This is a genomic window from Dyella sp. 05T440, assembly GCF_056395965.1.
In genome coordinates this window covers 1-17,010 of record NZ_JBFTKN010000026.1, presented here as the reverse complement: position 1 = coordinate 17,010, position 17,010 = coordinate 1, and the positions used below count along the sequence as shown (strand labels likewise).

At 62.4% G+C, this 17,010-nt stretch carries 14 protein-coding genes and 1 tRNA gene; all 15 read right to left on the bottom strand.

Annotation, left to right across the window (positions count from 1 at the left end; genetic code table 11):
• Positions 1-731: GTP-binding protein (locus AC1DE1_RS20710; RefSeq protein ID WP_477179337.1), on the bottom strand; the 731-nt coding region annotated here is incomplete at its 3' end.
• Between the two features lie 47 nt (positions 732-778).
• Positions 779-2,896 (bottom strand): elongation factor G, encoded by a 2,118-nt coding sequence (fusA, locus tag AC1DE1_RS20705; RefSeq protein ID WP_441605557.1) that lies wholly within the window; start codon positions 2,894-2,896, stop codon positions 779-781.
• Between the two features lie 33 nt (positions 2,897-2,929).
• A complete protein-coding gene (gene rpsG, locus AC1DE1_RS20700) occupies positions 2,930-3,397 on the bottom strand; it encodes a 30S ribosomal protein S7 (protein ID WP_102305037.1) in 468 nt (155 codons plus the stop codon).
• A 12-nt stretch (positions 3,398-3,409) separates the two neighbouring features.
• Positions 3,410-3,784: a 30S ribosomal protein S12 gene (gene rpsL, locus AC1DE1_RS20695; RefSeq protein WP_121881674.1), complete on the bottom strand. Its 375-nt coding sequence runs from the start codon at positions 3,782-3,784 to the stop codon at positions 3,410-3,412.
• 178 nt (positions 3,785-3,962) lie between these two features.
• Positions 3,963-8,177: a DNA-directed RNA polymerase subunit beta' gene (rpoC, locus tag AC1DE1_RS20690; protein ID WP_441605558.1), complete on the bottom strand. Its 4,215-nt coding sequence runs from the start codon at positions 8,175-8,177 to the stop codon at positions 3,963-3,965.
• Between the two features lie 89 nt (positions 8,178-8,266).
• Entirely contained in the window at positions 8,267-12,424 is a 4,158-nt protein-coding gene (rpoB, locus tag AC1DE1_RS20685) for a DNA-directed RNA polymerase subunit beta (RefSeq protein WP_441605559.1), read from the bottom strand.
• A 206-nt stretch (positions 12,425-12,630) separates the two neighbouring features.
• Positions 12,631-13,002, bottom strand: coding sequence for a 50S ribosomal protein L7/L12 (gene rplL / locus AC1DE1_RS20680; protein WP_121881680.1), 372 nt, complete (start codon positions 13,000-13,002; stop codon positions 12,631-12,633).
• A 46-nt stretch (positions 13,003-13,048) separates the two neighbouring features.
• A complete protein-coding gene (gene rplJ / locus AC1DE1_RS20675; RefSeq protein WP_441605560.1) occupies positions 13,049-13,582 on the bottom strand; it encodes a 50S ribosomal protein L10 in 534 nt (177 codons plus the stop codon).
• A gap of 25 nt (positions 13,583-13,607) precedes the next feature.
• Positions 13,608-13,886, bottom strand: a complete 279-nt coding sequence (locus tag AC1DE1_RS20670) for a hypothetical protein (RefSeq protein ID WP_477179336.1) — start codon at positions 13,884-13,886, stop codon at positions 13,608-13,610.
• 33 nt (positions 13,887-13,919) lie between these two features.
• Positions 13,920-14,627 carry a 50S ribosomal protein L1 gene (gene rplA / locus AC1DE1_RS20665; protein ID WP_121881684.1) on the bottom strand — a complete coding sequence of 236 codons (708 nt, stop codon included), beginning with the start codon at positions 14,625-14,627 and terminating at the stop codon, positions 13,920-13,922.
• Between the two features lie 3 nt (positions 14,628-14,630).
• Positions 14,631-15,059 carry a 50S ribosomal protein L11 gene (rplK, locus tag AC1DE1_RS20660; protein ID WP_046973296.1) on the bottom strand — a complete coding sequence of 143 codons (429 nt, stop codon included), beginning with the start codon at positions 15,057-15,059 and terminating at the stop codon, positions 14,631-14,633.
• Between the two features lie 272 nt (positions 15,060-15,331).
• Positions 15,332-15,892 carry a transcription termination/antitermination protein NusG gene (gene nusG / locus AC1DE1_RS20655; RefSeq protein ID WP_441605561.1) on the bottom strand — a complete coding sequence of 187 codons (561 nt, stop codon included), beginning with the start codon at positions 15,890-15,892 and terminating at the stop codon, positions 15,332-15,334.
• 9 nt (positions 15,893-15,901) lie between these two features.
• The gene (secE, locus tag AC1DE1_RS20650; RefSeq protein ID WP_046973294.1) at positions 15,902-16,297 is read right to left on the bottom strand and encodes a preprotein translocase subunit SecE; all 396 of its coding nucleotides are present in this window, start codon (positions 16,295-16,297) and stop codon (positions 15,902-15,904) included.
• An 81-nt stretch (positions 16,298-16,378) separates the two neighbouring features.
• Positions 16,379-16,454, bottom strand: a tRNA-Trp gene (locus tag AC1DE1_RS20645).
• Between the two features lie 139 nt (positions 16,455-16,593).
• A partial coding sequence (locus tag AC1DE1_RS20640; protein ID WP_477176731.1) for an EF-Tu C-terminal domain-related protein occupies positions 16,594-17,010 on the bottom strand: 417 nt, incomplete at its 5' end.

Here is a 17,010-nt window from a genome sequence, read left to right as displayed (position 1 = left end):
TCGAAATCGGTGTGCGGGGTGATCGTGCCCGGCTTGGCCAGCACCTGGCCACGCTCGACGTCGTCACGCTTCAGGCCGCGCAGCAGCAGACCGGCGTTGTCGCCTGCCTGGCCCTGGTCCAGCAGCTTGCGGAACATTTCCACGCCCGTGACGGTGGTCTTCTGGGTCGGRCGGATGCCCACCACTTCGACTTCGTCACCGACCTTGATGATGCCGCGCTCGATACGACCGGTCACCACGGTGCCGCGGCCGGAGATCGAGAACACGTCTTCCACCGGCATCAGGAACGGCTTGTCGATCGCACGCACCGGCTCCGGGATGTAGSWGTCCAGCGCGTCGACGAGGGCGATGATCGCCGGCACGCCGATTTCCGACTGGTCGCCTTCCAGCGCCTTCAAGGCCGAACCCTTGATGATCGGGGTGTCGTCGCCCGGGAAGTCGTACTTGGAGAGCAGTTCACGCACTTCCATTTCGACCAGCTCGAGCAGCTCGGCGTCGTCCACCATGTCGGCCTTGTTCAGGAACACGACGATGTACGGCACGCCCACCTGGCGCGACAGCAGGATGTGTTCGCGGGTCTGCATCGCGTCATACGCCTTGAATTCGCCACCGAAGCGCTCTGCGCCGACCTTGGTCAGTGCGGCCGTCAGCGTCGTCTTGCCGTGGTCCACGTGACCAATCGTGCCGACGTTGACGTGCGGCTTGGTGCGTTCGAATTTACCCTTTGCCATGACTAAAACCTCTAAAAAAGAACGGTAGTTGGAGGAAGAAAGCCTTATCAGGCCTTCTTCATGACCTGCTCAGCGATGTTGTTCGGCGCTTCAGCGTAGTGGTCGAACTCCATCGTAAAGGTGGCGCGACCCTGGGTCAGCGAACGAATGGTCGTCGCATAACCAAACATCTCGCCCAGCGGGACCATCGCGTTGATGGTCTTGCCCGACGGCGTATCGTCCTGACCCTGAAGCAGGCCACGACGGCGGCTCAGATCGCCCATCACGTCGCCGACGTAATCTTCCGGCGTCACGACTTCGACCTTCATGATCGGCTCGAGCAGCACCGGCGACGCCTTGGCGAAGCCCTGCTTGAACGCCATCGACGCGGCGAGCTTGAACGCCATTTCCGACGAGTCGACGTCGTGGTACGAACCGAAGACCAGCTTGACCTTCACGTTCACCACCGGGAAGCCAGCCAGCGGACCGCTGGTGATGGTTTCGCGCAGACCCTTTTCGACCGACGGGATGAATTCCTTCGGGATCACGCCGCCCGTGATGTCGTTGATGAACAGGAAGTCGTTCTTGACGTCCGTGCTCTTGCGGTCTTCTTCGGTCATCGGCGACAGCTCGATCACCACGTGACCGTACTGACCCTTACCACCGGACTGCTTGGCGTGCTTGTAATCCGACTTGACGTCCGACGAACGAATCGTCTCGCGGTAGGCCACCTGCGGCTTGCCGACGTTCGCCTCGACGTTGAACTCGCGGCGCATGCGGTCCACCAGGATGTCCAGGTGAAGCTCGCCCATGCCCGAGATGATGGTCTGACCCGACTCTTCGTCCGTACGAACGCGGAACGACGGATCTTCCGCAGCCAGACGGCCGAGGGCGATACCCATCTTTTCCTGGTCCGACTTGGTCTTGGGCTCCACCGCCATCGAAATCACCGGCTCCGGGAACGTCATGCGCTCCAGAGTGATGATGTGATCCTGCGAGCACAGCGTGTCACCGGTCGTCACGTCCTTCAGGCCGACCGCTGCGGCGATATCGCCAGCGCGGACTTCCTTCAGCTCCTGACGCTCGTTGGCGTGCATCTGCAGGATGCGGCCGATACGCTCCTTCTTGGACTTGACCGGGTTGTACACCTGGTCGCCCGCGTTGAGCGTGCCCGAGTAGACGCGGAAGAACGTGAGCGAACCCACGAACGGGTCGGTCATGATCTTGAACGCGAGCGCGGAGAACGGCGCGGCGTCGTCGGCCTTGCGCGTAGCTTCGTTCTCGTCTTCGTCCAGACCAGCGACCGGCGGACGATCGATCGGCGACGGCAGCAGGTTGACCACCGCGTCGAGCATCGCCTGCACGCCCTTGTTCTTGAAGGCGGTACCGCAGAAGACCGGAATGATCTCGCTGGACAGCGTGCGCGCACGCAGACCGCCGATGATCTCTTCCTCGGTCAGGTCGCCGCCTTCCAGGTATTTGTTCATCAGCTCTTCGGACGCTTCGGCAGCCGACTCGACCATGTACGAACGGGCTTCGGCAGCCTTGTCCGCGAGGTTGGCCGGGATGTCGGCGTACTCGAACTTCATGCCCTGGGATTCCATGTCCCAGATGATGGACTTCATCTTGAGCAGGTCGACCACGCCCTCGAAGTTGTCCTCGGCGCCGATCGGCACCTGCATCGGGACCGGGTTGGCACCCAGGCGAGCCTTCAGCTGGTCGACCACCTTGTAGAAGTTCGCGCCAGTGCGGTCCATCTTGTTGACGAACGCGAGGCGCGGCACCTTGTACTTGTTGGCCTGACGCCAGACGGTTTCAGACTGCGGCTGCACACCACCCACCGCGCACAGCACGAACACCGCGCCGTCGAGCACGCGCAGCGAACGCTCCACTTCGATGGTGAAGTCCACGTGTCCCGGGGTGTCGATGATGTTGAAGCGGTGCTCGGGCAAGGAACGATCCATGCCCTTCCAGAACGCCGTCGTTGCCGCCGACGTAATGGTGATGCCGCGCTCCTGCTCCTGCTCCATCCAGTCCATCGTTGCTGCACCGTCGTGCACCTCGCCAATCTTGTGACTGACGCCGGTGTAGAACAGGATGCGCTCCGTGGTGGTGGTCTTGCCGGCATCGATGTGAGCCATGATGCCGAAGTTGCGGTAGCGCTCGATAGGAGTGGTGCGTGCCACGGTCTTAACCTCTGAAAGTTCTAGCTGTACTGCTTACCAGCGGTAATGCGAGAAGGCCTTGTTGGCCTCTGCCATACGATGCGTCTCTTCGCGCTTCTTGATCGCGCCACCGCGATTTTCCGAAGCTTCGAGCAACTCGGCGGCCAGCTTGCGCGGCATCGAGGTCTCGCCGCGCTTGCGGGCGGAGTCGATGGCCCAGCGCATGGCGAGCGCCATACGGCGGCCCGGACGCACTTCGACCGGCACCTGGTAGGTGGCGCCGCCGACACGACGGGACTTCACCTCAACCGCCGGAGCGATGTTGTTGAGCGCCTTTTCGACCAGCTGCACCGGCTCGGCGTTCTTTTCGCCGAGGTGGGCAAGCGCGCCGTAGACGATGCTTTCTGCGACCGACTTCTTGCCGCTCTTCATCACCATGTTGATGAAGCGAGCGATCAGCTGGCTGCCGTGCTTGGGATCCGGCAGGATCAGACGGGCGGGATGTGAACCTTTACGCGACATGTTGGAAGTCCTTTACTTCTTCGGGCGCTTGGCGCCGTACTTGGAGCGCGACTGGCGGCGCTTGGTGACACCGGCGCAGTCGAGACTGCCGCGCACCGTGTGGTAACGCACACCCGGCAGATCCTTGACGCGACCGCCGCGGATCAGGACCACGGAGTGCTCCTGCAGGTTGTGGCCTTCGCCACCGATGTAGCTGATGACTTCGTAGCCGTTGGTCAGGCGCACCTTGGCAACCTTACGCAGCGCCGAGTTCGGCTTCTTAGGGGTGGTGGTATAAACACGCGTGCAGACGCCGCGGCGCTGCGGGCTGTTCTGCAAAGCCGGCGAAGCACTCTTGTAGGTCTTCGGGCTGCGGGATTTGCGAACCAACTGGTTGACTGTCGTCATTGAAGCTGTTCCTGAGAAACATAAAGGCAGACCGAACCGGCTCGGTCTGCCAAGAAGCGGGAATTTAACATGGGCAGCCTGTCACAGACAAGCTGACGCCCTGCCGGCCATGGCCCGAACACGAGGCGCACTCCTTGCGCCTCTTTTCGTATGTCAGCGAGTAAAGCCCGGTAAGGGCTTACTCCACACCAATGTCGCTACCGGTGGTGGCTTCTGCGAAGGAAGCCGATGAAGCGGAGCCGGAAAGAGTTTCGAGCTCCGAGGCGGTAAGACCGCCCTGGCGATGACGCGCTGCGTGATACGCCAGACCCGTACCAGCCGGAATAAGACGGCCGACAATAACATTTTCCTTCAGGCCACGCAAGGTATCGCGCGTGCCGCGGACCGCAGCTTCCGTCAACACTCGGGTGGTTTCCTGGAAGGACGCCGCCGAGATGAAGGATTCCGTGGCCAACGACGCCTTGGTGATACCCAGCAGCACCGACTGGAATTCAGCCGGACGCTCACCACGGTGGACAGCACGGTCGTTTTCGCCGTTGATGCGAACACGCTCGACTTGCTCACCGCGCAGGTAGTGGCTCTCGCCCGGATCGGTGATCTCAACCTTGCGCAGCATCTGGCGAATGATCGCTTCGATGTGCTTGTCGTTGATCTTCACGCCCTGCAGACGGTAGACGTCCTGGATTTCCTTGACCAGGTAAGCGGCCAGCGGCTCGACACCCAGCAAGCGCAGGATGTCATGCGGGCTGGGCTCGCCGTCCACGATGGTTTCGCCCTTCTCCACGTGCTCGCCTTCGAACACGATGACCTGGCGCCACTTGGGAATCAGCTCCTCGTGCTCGTTGCCATCCACGTCCTTGATGATCAGGCGCTGCTTGCCCTTGGTGTCCTTGCCGAAGCTGATCACGCCCGAGCGCTCGGCGAGGATTGCCGGCTCCTTGGGCTTGCGTGCTTCGAACAAGTCGGCCACGCGCGGCAGACCACCCGTGATATCGCGGGTCTTGGAGGTTTCCTGCGGGATACGTGCCACCACGTCACCCACGCCCACCTGCGCACCGTTCTGGATCGACACGATGGCGCCGGCCGGGAGCATGTACTGCGCCGGCACGTCGGTGCCCGGCAGCTTGAGCTCGCGACCCTTGGCGTCTTCCAGACGCACGATCGGGCGCAGATCCTTGGCGGCCGTACCACGGCGCTTCGGATCGGTCACCACCGCCGACTCCAGGCCGGTCAGTTCGTCGGTCTGGCTCTGCACGGTGATGCCATCGATGAAGTCGATGAAGCGCACCGTACCTGCCACTTCCGACACGATCGGATGGGTATGCGGATCCCAGTTGGCCACGGCCTGGCCAGCCTTGACCGGGTCGCCGTCCTTGACTGCGATGGTGGCGCCGTAAGGCACCTTGTAGCGCTCGCGCTCGCGGCCGTTGGCGTCGATGACGCTCACTTCGCCCGAACGCGACACTGCCACCAGGTGACCCTGGTTGTGGTGCACGGTCTTGAGGTTGTTGAACTTCAGCGTGCCGGTGGTCTTCACCGTCACGTTGTCCACGGCAGCAGCACGGGAAGCCGCACCACCGATATGGAAGGTACGCATGGTCAGCTGGGTACCCGGCTCACCGATCGACTGCGCAGCCACCACACCCACGGCCTCACCCATGTTCACCAGGTGACCACGGGCCAGGTCGCGGCCGTAGCACAGGGCGCACACGCCATGATCGGCGGCGCAGGTGATGGGCGAGCGCACCTTGACCGACTGCACGCCGGCCTTGTCGAGCTTCTCGACCAGGGCTTCATCCAGCAGGGTGTCGCGGGTGACCAGCGGTTCGTTGTCTTCGCCCGGGCCGTAGACGTCTTCCAGCGCCACACGACCAAGCACGCGGTCGCGCAACGGCTCGACCACGTCGCCGCCTTCCACGATCGGCTGCATGGTCACGCCATTGTCGGTGCCGCAGTCATCGAAGGTGATGACCACGTCCTGCGCCACGTCGACGAGACGACGGGTCAGGTAACCGGAGTTAGCCGTCTTCAACGCCGTATCCGCCAGGCCCTTACGGGCACCGTGGGTGGAGTTGAAGTACTGCAGCACGTTCAGGCCTTCGCGGAAGTTCGCCTTGATGGGCGTCTCGATGATCGAGCCGTCCGGACGAGCCATCAGGCCGCGCATACCGGCCAGCTGACGAATCTGCGCGACCGAACCACGGGCGCCGGAGTCAGCCATGATGTACAGCGAGTTCATCGACTTCTGGTTGACCGTCTTGCCTTCGGCATCGGTGACCTTCTCGGTACCGATACCGTCGATCATGGCCTTGGCGACCAGTTCGTTGGTACGCGACCAGATGTCGACGACCTTGTTGTAGCGCTCGCCGGCGGTGACGAGACCAGACTGGTACTGCTCCTGGATCTCGACCACTTCCTTCTCGGCTTCTTCCAGGATCGGCTTCTTCTCGTCGGGGATGATCATGTCATCGATGCCGATCGAGATGCCCGCACGCGTGGCGAAGCGGAAGCCGGTGTACATCAGCTGGTCGCCGAAGATCACCGTGTCCTTCAGACCCAGGCGGCGATAGCACTGGTTGATCAGGCGCGAGATGTTCTTCTTGGTCAGTTCGGTGTTGGCCAGCGCGAACGGCAGGCCTTCCGGCATGATTTCGAGCAGCAGCGCGCGACCCACGGTCGTATCCACGATCGAGGTCTGCTCGGTGCGGCCGCCTTCTTCATCGATGTGCACCTGCTTGATGCGCACCTTGACCTTGGCATGCAGTTCAACCGCACGGTTGTCGTAGGCGCGGCGAACTTCGCCGATGCCCGAGAACACCATGCCGTTGCCCTTCGCGTTCACCAGCTCGCGGGTCATGTAGTACAGGCCAAGGACCACGTCCTGGGTCGGCACGATGATCGGCTCGCCGTTGGCGGGCGACAGGATGTTGTTGGTCGCCATCATCAGGGCGCGCGCTTCGAGCTGCGCCTCGATCGACAGCGGCACGTGCACAGCCATCTGGTCACCGTCGAAGTCGGCGTTGAACGCCGTACACACGAGCGGATGCAGCTGGATGGCCTTGCCTTCGATCAGCTTCGGCTCGAATGCCTGGATGCCCAGACGATGCAGCGTCGGTGCGCGGTTGAGCATCACGGGATGCTCGCGGATCACCTCTTCGAGGATGTCCCACACCTGCCCTTCTTCGCGCTCGACGAGCTTCTTGGCGGCCTTGATGGTGGTGGCCTCACCGCGAGCCTGCAGCTTGGCGAAGATGAAGGGCTTGAACAGCTCAAGCGCCATCTTCTTGGGCAGACCGCACTGGTGCAGGCGCAGGGTCGGACCGACCACGATCACCGAACGACCGGAGTAGTCCACGCGCTTGCCAAGCAAGTTCTGGCGGAAGCGGCCCTGCTTGCCCTTGATCATGTCGGCCAGCGACTTCAGCGCGCGCTTGTTCGTGCCGGTGATGGCACGACCGCGACGGCCGTTGTCGAGCAGCGCATCGACCGATTCCTGCAGCATGCGCTTTTCGTTGCGCACGATGATGTCGGGCGCATTGAGTTCGAGCAGGCGACGCAGGCGGTTGTTGCGGTTGATGACGCGACGGTACAGATCGTTCAGATCGGACGTGGCGAAACGGCCGCCATCGAGCGGCACCAGCGGACGCAGGTCCGGCGGCAGCACGGGCAGCACGGTCAGCACCATCCACTCCGGCTTGTTGCCGGATTCGAGGAAGGCTTCGATCAGCTTGACGCGCTTGGTGAGGCGCTTCAGCTTGGTCTCGGAATTGGTCGAGCCGATCTCTTCCTTGAGGCGAATCACTTCGCCCGGCAGGTCGAGCGACTTGAGCAGCTCATAGACGGCCTCGGCACCCATGCGGGCGTCGAACTCGTCGCCGTGCTCTTCGACGGCTTCCAGGTACTGGTCTTCGCTGAGCAGCTGGCCGCGCTCAAGCGCGGTCAAACCTGGATCGATCACCACGAAGGCTTCGAAGTACAGGATGCGCTCGATGTCGCGCAGGGTCATGTCCAGCATCAGGCCGATGCGCGAGGGCAGCGACTTGAGGAACCAGATGTGCGCGGTCGGCGAGGCCAGTTCGATGTGGCCCATGCGCTCGCGACGCACCTTGGCCAGCGTCACTTCCGTGCCGCACTTTTCGCACACGACGCCGCGGTGCTTCATGCGCTTGTACTTGCCGCACAGGCACTCGTAGTCCTTCACGGGACCGAAGATGGCGGCGCAGAACAGGCCGTCACGCTCGGGCTTGAAGGTGCGGTAGTTGATCGTTTCCGGCTTCTTCACCTCGCCGTACGACCACGAGCGGATCAGCTCCGGCGAAGCCAGAGCGATCTTGATCGCATCGAAGTCAGGCGCGGTGCGCTGCTGGTTGAACAGATTGAGCAAGTCTTTCATGGATGTCTCCGAAGATCGGGAATAGGTAATGGAGAATCAGGAATCGGGAGAACGAGGAACGAAAGGTCGTTCCTCGTCCCCGCCTCAACTCACTTCACTTCTTCCAGATCAATATCGATACCGAGCGAGCGGATTTCCTTCACCAACACGTTGAAGGATTCCGGCATGCCCGCTGCCATCTCGTGGTTGCCGTCGACAATGTTCTTGTACATCTGGTTACGGCCCTGCACGTCATCGGACTTCACCGTCAGCATTTCCTGCAGGGTGTAGGCCGCGCCGTAGGCTTCCAGTGCCCAGACTTCCATTTCGCCGAAGCGCTGGCCGCCGAACTGCGCCTTACCACCCAGCGGTTGCTGCGTGACGAGCGAGTACGGACCAGTCGAACGCGCGTGCATCTTGTCGTCGACCAGGTGGTTCAGCTTCAGGTAGTGCATGTAGCCCACGGTGACCGGGCGATCGAACGCTTCGCCGGTACGACCGTCGTACAAGGTGGTCTGACCCGATTCCGGCAGATCGGCGAGGCGGAGCATCGCCTTGATCTCGGTTTCCTCGGCACCGTCGAACACCGGCGTAGCCATCGGCACGCCTTCCTGCAGGTTGTTGGCCAGCGCGAAGATTTCTTCGTCGGTCAACGACTTCAGGTCGACATGCTGCACGGCGCCAGCGACGTGGTGGTTGTACACCTGGTCGAGGAACTCGCGGATCTGCGCCACCTTGGCCTGCGCTTCGAGCATCTTCTGGATCTTCTTGCCCAGGCCCTTGGCGGCCCAGCCCAGATGTACTTCCAGAATCTGGCCGATGTTCATACGCGAGGGCACGCCCAGCGGGTTGAGCACGATGTCGACCGAGGTACCGTCTTCGGAGAACGGCATGTCCTCCACCGGCACCACGTTGGACACCACACCCTTGTTGCCGTGGCGACCAGCCATCTTGTCGCCCGGCTGGATGCGACGCTTCACGGCCAGGAACACCTTGACCATCTTGAGCACGCCCGGTGCGAGGTCGTCGCCCTGGGTGATCTTGCTCTGCTTTTCCTTGAAGCGCTTGTCGAACTCTTCCTTGTGACGCTTGATCTGATCGGCCGCGCGCTCGAGGAACTCGGTGACGTCCTCTTCCTTCACGTTGATCTTGAACCAGTCGTCCTTCTTCAGGCCGTCCAGGAACGCGTCGGTGATTTCAGCGCCGCGCTTGAGACCGGCCGGACCGCTCATCGCGGTCTTGCCGACAAGCTGGGTGCGCATACGGTTGTAGATCGCGCCTTCGAGGATGCGGAACTGGTCATCAAGGTCCTTGCGGATACGCTTGATTTCCATTTCCTCGATCTGCTTGGCGCGCTTGTCCTTCTCGATGCCGTCGCGGGTGAAGACCTGCACGTCGATGACGGTGCCGTCCATGCCCGGCGGCACGCGCAGCGAGCTGTCCTTCACGTCGGACGCCTTCTCGCCGAAGATCGCGCGCAGCAGCTTCTCTTCCGGGGTCAGCTGGCTTTCGCCCTTGGGCGTGACCTTGCCGACCATGATGTCGCCGGCCTTCACTTCCGCACCGATGTACACGATGCCCGATTCGTCGAGGCGAGCCAGCGCCTGCTCACCCACGTTCGGGATGTCGGCGGTGATTTCCTCGGCGCCCAGCTTGGTGTCACGCGCGATGCAGGACAGCTCCTCGATGTGGATCGAGGTGTAGCGGTCTTCCTGCACGACGCGCTCGGAGAGCAGGATCGAGTCTTCGAAGTTGTAGCCGTTCCACGGCATGAAGGCGATCAGCATGTTCTGGCCGAGCGCGAGCTCGCCCAGGTCGGTCGACGAACCGTCGGCCAGCGTGTCGCCCACTGCCACGATGTCACCCACGTTCACCAGCGGACGCTGGTTGAGGTTGGTGTTCTGGTTGGAGCGGGTGTACTTGGTCAGCGTGTAGATATCGACGCCGGCGTCGTTGTCGCCCACTTCCTTCTCGTTCACGCGCACCACGATACGGGCCGCATCGACCTGGTCGATCACGCCGCCGCGCTTGGCGGTGACGATGACGCCCGAGTCACGCGCCACGGCGCGCTCGATGCCGGTACCCACCAGCGGGGTCTGCGAACGCAGGGTCGGCACGGCCTGACGCTGCATGTTCGCGCCCATCAGTGCGCGGTTAGCATCGTCGTGCTCGAGGAACGGCACGAGTGCGGCAGCGACCGACACGGTCTGCATGGGCGAAACGTCCATGTAGTCGACTTCAGCGGACGGACGCAGTTCGGACTCGCCACGGAAACGGCAGGACACGAAGTCTTCGACGAACGCGCCATCCTTCAACGGCGAGTTGGCCTGCGCGATCACGTGATCGCCTTCTTCGATGGCCGACAGGTAATCCACCTGGTCGGTGACCTTGCCGCCCACGACCTTGCGGTACGGCGTCTCGAGGAAGCCATACTGGTTGGTGCGCGCGTACACGGCGAGCGAGTTGATCAGGCCGATGTTCGGGCCTTCCGGCGTTTCGATGGTGCAGACGCGGCCGTAATGGGTCGGATGCACGTCGCGCACTTCGAAGCCGGCGCGCTCGCGCGTCAGGCCGCCTGGGCCCAGGGCCGAGACGCGACGCTTGTGCGTCACTTCCGACAGCGGGTTGTTCTGGTCCATGAACTGGCTGAGCTGCGACGAACCGAAGAACTCCTTCACCGCGGCCGCGACCGGCTTGGCGTTGATCAGTTCCTGCGGGGTCAGACCCTCGGACTCGGCCAGCGACAGACGCTCGCGCACGGCGCGCTCGACGCGCACCAGGCCGATGCGGAAGGTGTTCTCGGCCATTTCGCCGACCGAACGCACGCGACGGTTGCCCAGGTGATCGATATCGTCGACGGTGCCATGACCGTTCTTGATGTCGATCAGCACCTTGAGCACGTCGAGGATGTCGGAGCGATCGCCCTGTGCCGCAACGAGCTTCTGGGCTTCCTCTTCCTTGCGGTCGGTGAAGTAACGCTTGTCGTACAACACGCCCGGACCGACGATTTCCTGGCGGCCAACACGACGGTTGAACTTCATGCGACCCACGCCCGAGAGGTCGTAGCGGTCGAAGGTGAAGAACAGGTTGTAGAACAGGTTCTGCGCGGCATCCTTGGTCGGCGGCTCGCCCGGACGCATCATGCGATAGATTTCCACCAGCGCCTCAAGCGGCGTCTTGGTGTTGTCGATGCGCAACGTGTGCGAGATGTAGGCACCGCGATCGAGGTCGTTGACGTAGAGCGTCGGCACGACTTCGATACCGGCCTTGCGGAAACTCTCCACCTGCTCGGCGGTGATTTCGTCGTTGGCCTGGGCCAGCAGTTCGCCGGTCTTGGGGTCGACCATGTCGATGGCCAGAATGCGGCCGACCGGGTAGTCGTCCGGCACTTCCAGCGCGGTGATGTTTTCCGCAGCCAGCTGGCGCACGTGACGCGCCGTGATGCGCTTGCCGGCCTCGACCAGCACCTTGTCGCCAATGGCCAGGTCGAAGGTCAGCGTTTCACCGCGCAGACGCTCGGCGACGAGCTCCAGCGTGGTACCGCCCTTCTTGCCCAGATGGAACACGTTGTGCTCGAAGAAGATGCCGAGCATCTCTTCGTTGGTGTAACCCAGCGCGCGCAGCAGCACCGTCACCGGCAACTTGCGGCGACGGTCGATACGGGTGAACAGCGCATCCTTCGGGTCGAACTCGAAGTCGAGCCACGAGCCACGGTAAGGAATCACGCGGGCCGAGAACAGCAGCTTGCCCGAGCTGTGCGTCTTGCCGCGGTCGTGATCGAAGAACACGCCCGGCGAACGATGCAGCTGCGAAACGATGACGCGCTCGGTGCCGTTGATGATGAAGGTGCCGGTGTCGGTCATGAGCGGAATTTCGCCCATGTAGACTTCCTGTTCCTTCACGTACTTGACGGCCTTCTTGGATGCCGGGCTGTCCTTGTCATAGATGACCAGGCGCACGGTGACGCGCAGCGGCGCGCCGAAGGTCATGCCGCGGTTGCGGCACTCGCGTTCGTCAAAGGCGGGTTCGCCCAGGCGATAGTCGACATACTCAAGCGCGGCGTTACCCGAATAGCTAACAATCGGGAATACTGACTTCAGCGCGGCGTGGAGACCCTTTTCGTCGCGCTGCTTGGGAGCGACGTGCTCCTGCAGGAATTCGCGATAGGAATCGGTCTGGATGGTCAGCAGGTTCGGCACGCCCAATACAGGGGGACGCTTGCCGAAATCCTTGCGGATGCGCTTCTTCTCGGTAAACGAGTAGGTCATGGTGGGTACCGCCTCGGTTGTGTATTCGATGAATCGGGAGTCGGGAATAGAGAATCGGGAATAGAGAATCGAAAGCTACCCACCTTCAAGGGCTGCTCCCTAATTCCCTATTCCCCATTCCCTGCTTACAACGGGCAAAGCCCGGGGGCTTACGCCCCCAGGCTTGCTTGACGCTAGGTCAAACTGACGGCGCGCAAGAGCGCCAATTACTTCAGTTCGACCGTGGCGCCGGCAGCTTCGAGGTCCTTCTTGAACTTCGCAGCGTCTTCCTTCGAAGCGGCTTCCTTCACGACGCCACCGGCTTCGGTCAGGTCCTTCGCTTCCTTCAGGCCCAGGCCCGTGATGGCGCGGACGGCCTTGATCACGTCGACCTTCTTGTCGCCGGCGCTCTTGAGGATCACGTCGAACTCGGTCTGTTCTTCAACAGCCGGGCCAGCGGCGGCCGGGCCGGCGGCCATCATGACCGGGGCGGCGGCGGTGACGCCAAACTTCTCTTCGATGGCCTTCACCAGGTCCATCACTTCCATCAGCGACTTGGCGGCGACGGCTTCAACGATCTGTTCGTTGGTCAGGGACATTTTCATTTACCTCTGGAAATTGATTCGAATGGAACAGTCAACGAACTTAGGCGGGCTCGGCTTCGGCCGGGGCTTCGGCGGCGACGTCGCCACCACCCTGCTGATCGGCCACAGCCTTGACGACGCGGGCGAACATGGTGGCCGGCTCGGCCAACACACGTGCCAACATGGCCAGGGCCTGCTCGCGGGTCGGCAGCGAGGCCAGCACTTCGACGTGGGAGGCGGGATGCAGCTTGCCTTCCACCGACACGAGGCGTGCCTTCAGCTTGTCGTTGCCCTTGGCGAATTCCTTGATCAGGCGACCGGCTGCGCCGGGCTCCTCAGTCGAGAATGCGTACAGCAGCGGACCGGTCAGGGCGTCTTTGACGACCTCGAACTCGGTACCGACGACGGCGCGCGAAGCAAGCGTGTTCTTGACAACTTTCAAGAAAACGCCGGATTCACGAGCCTTCTTGCGCATCGCGGTCATCTGTTCGACCGTGGTGCCTGCATACTCGGCAGCGACCAAGGAGTGAGCCTTCGCGGCAACTTCTGCCAGTTCGGCGACTACTTCTTGCTTCTGAGAGAGATTCAGAGCCATTTTTCACTCCTCTTATGAATTCCGCTTACGGCTCCTGCCGCTTGCGGTCCTGAGCGACGCCGTCCGTGACGTCGGGGATCGCGAGATCCCGGGTGGTGGCCATTCCAGAAAACATTCCAGAAGGGGCATCACCATCTACGCAGGCCAGATCCGCTGGGAATCCGATTAAGCGAACCCGCTTGCAACGACGGCGGTTCCTTGCCAACACGAGCTCCCTGCTCGTCGTCGTCGCGCGCTGATCGCGCCTGCGGTCTTTGACGGCGGCCACGGCGTGAGCCATGGCTACCTTCAAAAACTTGCTCATGCCGGCGTTGAGACCGGCATGGGACTTGAACTCTTACTTGGTCGACACCGTCAGGGTCGACACTTCGACCGGCACGCCAACGCCCATGGTGGACGACAGCGCGATCTTCTGCAGGTACTGACCCTTGGCGGTCGACGGCTTGGCCTTCAGCAGGTCGTTGACCAAGGCGTTCAGGTTGTCCGCCAGCTGGGCAGCGTCGAAGCTGGCCTTGCCGATGGTGGCGTGGATGATGCCCGCCTTGTCGTTACGGAACTTCACCTGGCCGGCCTTGGCGTTCTTCACGGCCGTGGCGACGTCGGCGGTGACCGAGCCGTCCTTCGGGTTCGGCATCAGGCCACGGGGACCGAGCAGCTGACCGAGCTTACCGACCACGCGCATGGCGTCCGGCGTAGCAATCACGCGACCGAAGTCGAGATCGCCAGCCTGCATGCGCTCGGCCAGGTCGTCCATACCGACGGCGTCGGCACCGGCGGCCTTGGCGGCCTCGGCCTTCTCACCAGCCGGCACGAACACGGCGACCTTGATGGTCTTGCCGGTGCCGTGCGGCAGCAGCGAGGAGCCGCGCACGCCCTGGTCGGACTTCTTGGCGTCGATGCCGAGGCGGACGGCAACGTCCACGGACTCGGCGAACTTCGCCTTGGCGTTGTCCTTGACGATCTTGAGGGCTTCATCCAGGCCGTAAACCTTGCCCGGCTGCACTGCGGCCTGAGCGGCCTTCAAACGCTTCGTGAGCTTTGCCATGTCTTAACCCTCCACTACCAGGCCCATGCTGCGAGCGCTACCAGCGATGGTGCGCACTGCGGCGTCCAGATCAGCAGCCGTGAGATCCGGCTCCTTCTGCTTCGCAACGTCTTCGAGCTGCTTGCGGGTGATCTTGCCGACCTTGTCGGTATTGGGCTTGGGCGAACCCTTGGCGACGCCCGTGACCTTCTTGATCAGGATCGTGGCCGGCGGGGTCTTGGTGATGAAGGTGAAGCTACGGTCGGAATACGCCGTGATGATGACCGGGATGGGCATACCCGGTTCCATCTTCTGCGTGGCGGCATTGAACGCCTTGCAGAATTCCATGATGTTCAGGCCGCGCTGACCGAGGGCGGGGCCCACCGGCGGCGACGGGTTGGCCTGACCGGCCTTGACCTGCAGCTTGATATAGCCAGTTACTTTCTTTGCCATTGGATTTTCCTCGCGAGTTCAAGCGCCTTGCGGCTCCTCGCAGTGCTGTCGTTCCCTGAAAGAGGAAGGCCCGCCGTCCCGCGAACCCCAGAAACACGGACACGCCGGGGCTAAAATCCCAGCGTGAACCGCATAATATATAGATTGATCAGTTTTTAAGCAAGCCCCGTGCCGCTGAGGGCATCGGCGGGTTTAGCTGGCAAGTCGGGCATCCAATCCCCTCGCAAGCCGGCGAGGCGTAGAGCAGAGCCCGTGCCTCTTGTCGAAAAGGCCTAGGCCTTTTCGACCTGGCCAAATTCCAGCTCGACCGGGGTCGAGCGGCCGAAAATGAGCACCGCGACGCGCAGGCGGCTCTTTTCGTAATTGACTTCCTCGACCACGCCGTTGAAGTCGTTGAACGGACCCTCGGTGACGCGAACCATCTCACCCGGCTCGAACAGCACCTTGGGCTTGGGCTTCTCGACGCCCTCGCGGACGCGGCTGAGAATCGCATCGGCCTCGGAGTCGCGAATCGGCAGCGGGCGATCGGCGGTACCGCCGATGAAACCCATCACCTTGGGCGTTTCCTTGACCAAGTGCCAGCATTCGTCGTCGATGCGCGGCGCCTTGCCCTCGGTGTCCGTCTCGATCTGCACGAGAACGTAACCCGGGAAGAACTTGCGCTCGCTGCGACGCTTCTGGCCGCTGCGCATCTCGATGACCTCTTCGGTCGGCACCAGCACTTCGCCGAACCTTTCTTCCATGCCAGCGCGACGGATCCGCTCATCGAGCGAACGCTTCACCTGGTTCTCGAAGCCCGAATAGGCGTGCACCACATACCAACGCTTGCTCATGCCATCACCTCACGTACCGAGCTTGAGCAGCCAGTCGAGCACGACCGACTTCAGGATCAGGTCAATCAGGCCCAACAGCAGCGAGAGAACGACCACAACCACCATGATGATGCCGGTGGTCTTGAGCGTCTCGTCGCGGGTGGGCCAGACCACCTTGCGCATTTCAAATTGCGATTCGCCAAGGAAGGCGCGCACACGTCGGCCGGGGGCGGTAAACGCACCGATGGCCAACGACAGGACCAGCGCGACGACCACGCCCAGCAGTCGCACCGACTGCGGGATGGAACCGTCACTGCCGAACCACGAATACGCAAAAATGCCGGCAGCCAGCACGATAACGGCTAGCACCAGCTTGGCGATATCGGCGCCAGAGGCGCCCTTGGTCGATTCTGCCTTCGTATTCATGCGACGTGATCGGATGATAGAGACATCGACCGGATTACGGTCTGCATGCCATCCACCACCCGTCGTGGATCCTCGGGAAGATGGCACGCCAGGAGGGACTCGAACCCCCAACCTGCGGTTTTGGAGACCGCTGCTCTGCCAATTGAGCTACTGGCGTATCTAGAAAATGGGTGAAGTCGCTCGCCTTGCTGCCACAAGGTGGCGCCTTTTGGGCGCCTTTCCAGGGGTGGAGCGATCAAACCGCCCCAACCCGGATCCCTGCGGCCCGCAATGCGGGCGACTTCCCAGTGTACAGCTTACTTGATGACCTTGGCCACCACGCCGGCGCCGACGGTGCGGCCACCTTCGCGGATGGCGAAACGCAGGCCTTCGTCCATCGCGATCGGGTGGATCAGGCTGACCACCATCTTCACGTTGTCGCCCGGCATCACCATTTCCACGCCTTCCGGCAGCTGGCAAGCGCCAGTCACGTCGGTCGTGCGGAAGTAGAACTGCGGACGGTAACCCTTGAAGAACGGGGTATGACGGCCACCCTCGTCCTTCGACAGCACATAGACTTCGGCCTCGAAATCGGTGTGCGGGGTGATCGTGCCCGGCTTGGCCAGCACCTGGCCACGCTCGACGTCGTCACGCTTCAGGCCGCGCAGCAGCAGACCGGCGTTGTCGCCTGCCTGGCCCTGGTCCAGCAGCTTGCGGAACATTTCCACGCCCGT

What these genes read in the sequence shown, in the direction of transcription:
- rpsG (WP_102305037.1), bottom strand. Translation starts at nt 3,397, where the DNA reads ATGTCGCGTAAAGGTTCACATCCCGCCCGTCTGATCCTGCCGGATCCC.
- rpsL (WP_121881674.1), bottom strand. Translation starts at nt 3,784, where the DNA reads ATGACGACAGTCAACCAGTTGGTTCGCAAATCCCGCAGCCCGAAGACC.
- rpoC (WP_441605558.1), bottom strand. Translation starts at nt 8,177, where the DNA reads ATGAAAGACTTGCTCAATCTGTTCAACCAGCAGCGCACCGCGCCTGAC.
- rpoB (WP_441605559.1), bottom strand. Translation starts at nt 12,424, where the DNA reads ATGACCTACTCGTTTACCGAGAAGAAGCGCATCCGCAAGGATTTCGGC.
- rplL (WP_121881680.1), bottom strand. Translation starts at nt 13,002, where the DNA reads ATGTCCCTGACCAACGAACAGATCGTTGAAGCCGTCGCCGCCAAGTCG.
- rplJ (WP_441605560.1), bottom strand. Translation starts at nt 13,582, where the DNA reads ATGGCTCTGAATCTCTCTCAGAAGCAAGAAGTAGTCGCCGAACTGGCA.
- AC1DE1_RS20670 (WP_477179336.1), bottom strand. Translation starts at nt 13,886, where the DNA reads ATGAGCAAGTTTTTGAAGGTAGCCATGGCTCACGCCGTGGCCGCCGTC.
- rplA (WP_121881684.1), bottom strand. Translation starts at nt 14,627, where the DNA reads ATGGCAAAGCTCACGAAGCGTTTGAAGGCCGCTCAGGCCGCAGTGCAG.
- rplK (WP_046973296.1), bottom strand. Translation starts at nt 15,059, where the DNA reads ATGGCAAAGAAAGTAACTGGCTATATCAAGCTGCAGGTCAAGGCCGGT.
- nusG (WP_441605561.1), bottom strand. Translation starts at nt 15,892, where the DNA reads ATGAGCAAGCGTTGGTATGTGGTGCACGCCTATTCGGGCTTCGAGAAC.
- secE (WP_046973294.1), bottom strand. Translation starts at nt 16,297, where the DNA reads ATGAATACGAAGGCAGAATCGACCAAGGGCGCCTCTGGCGCCGATATC.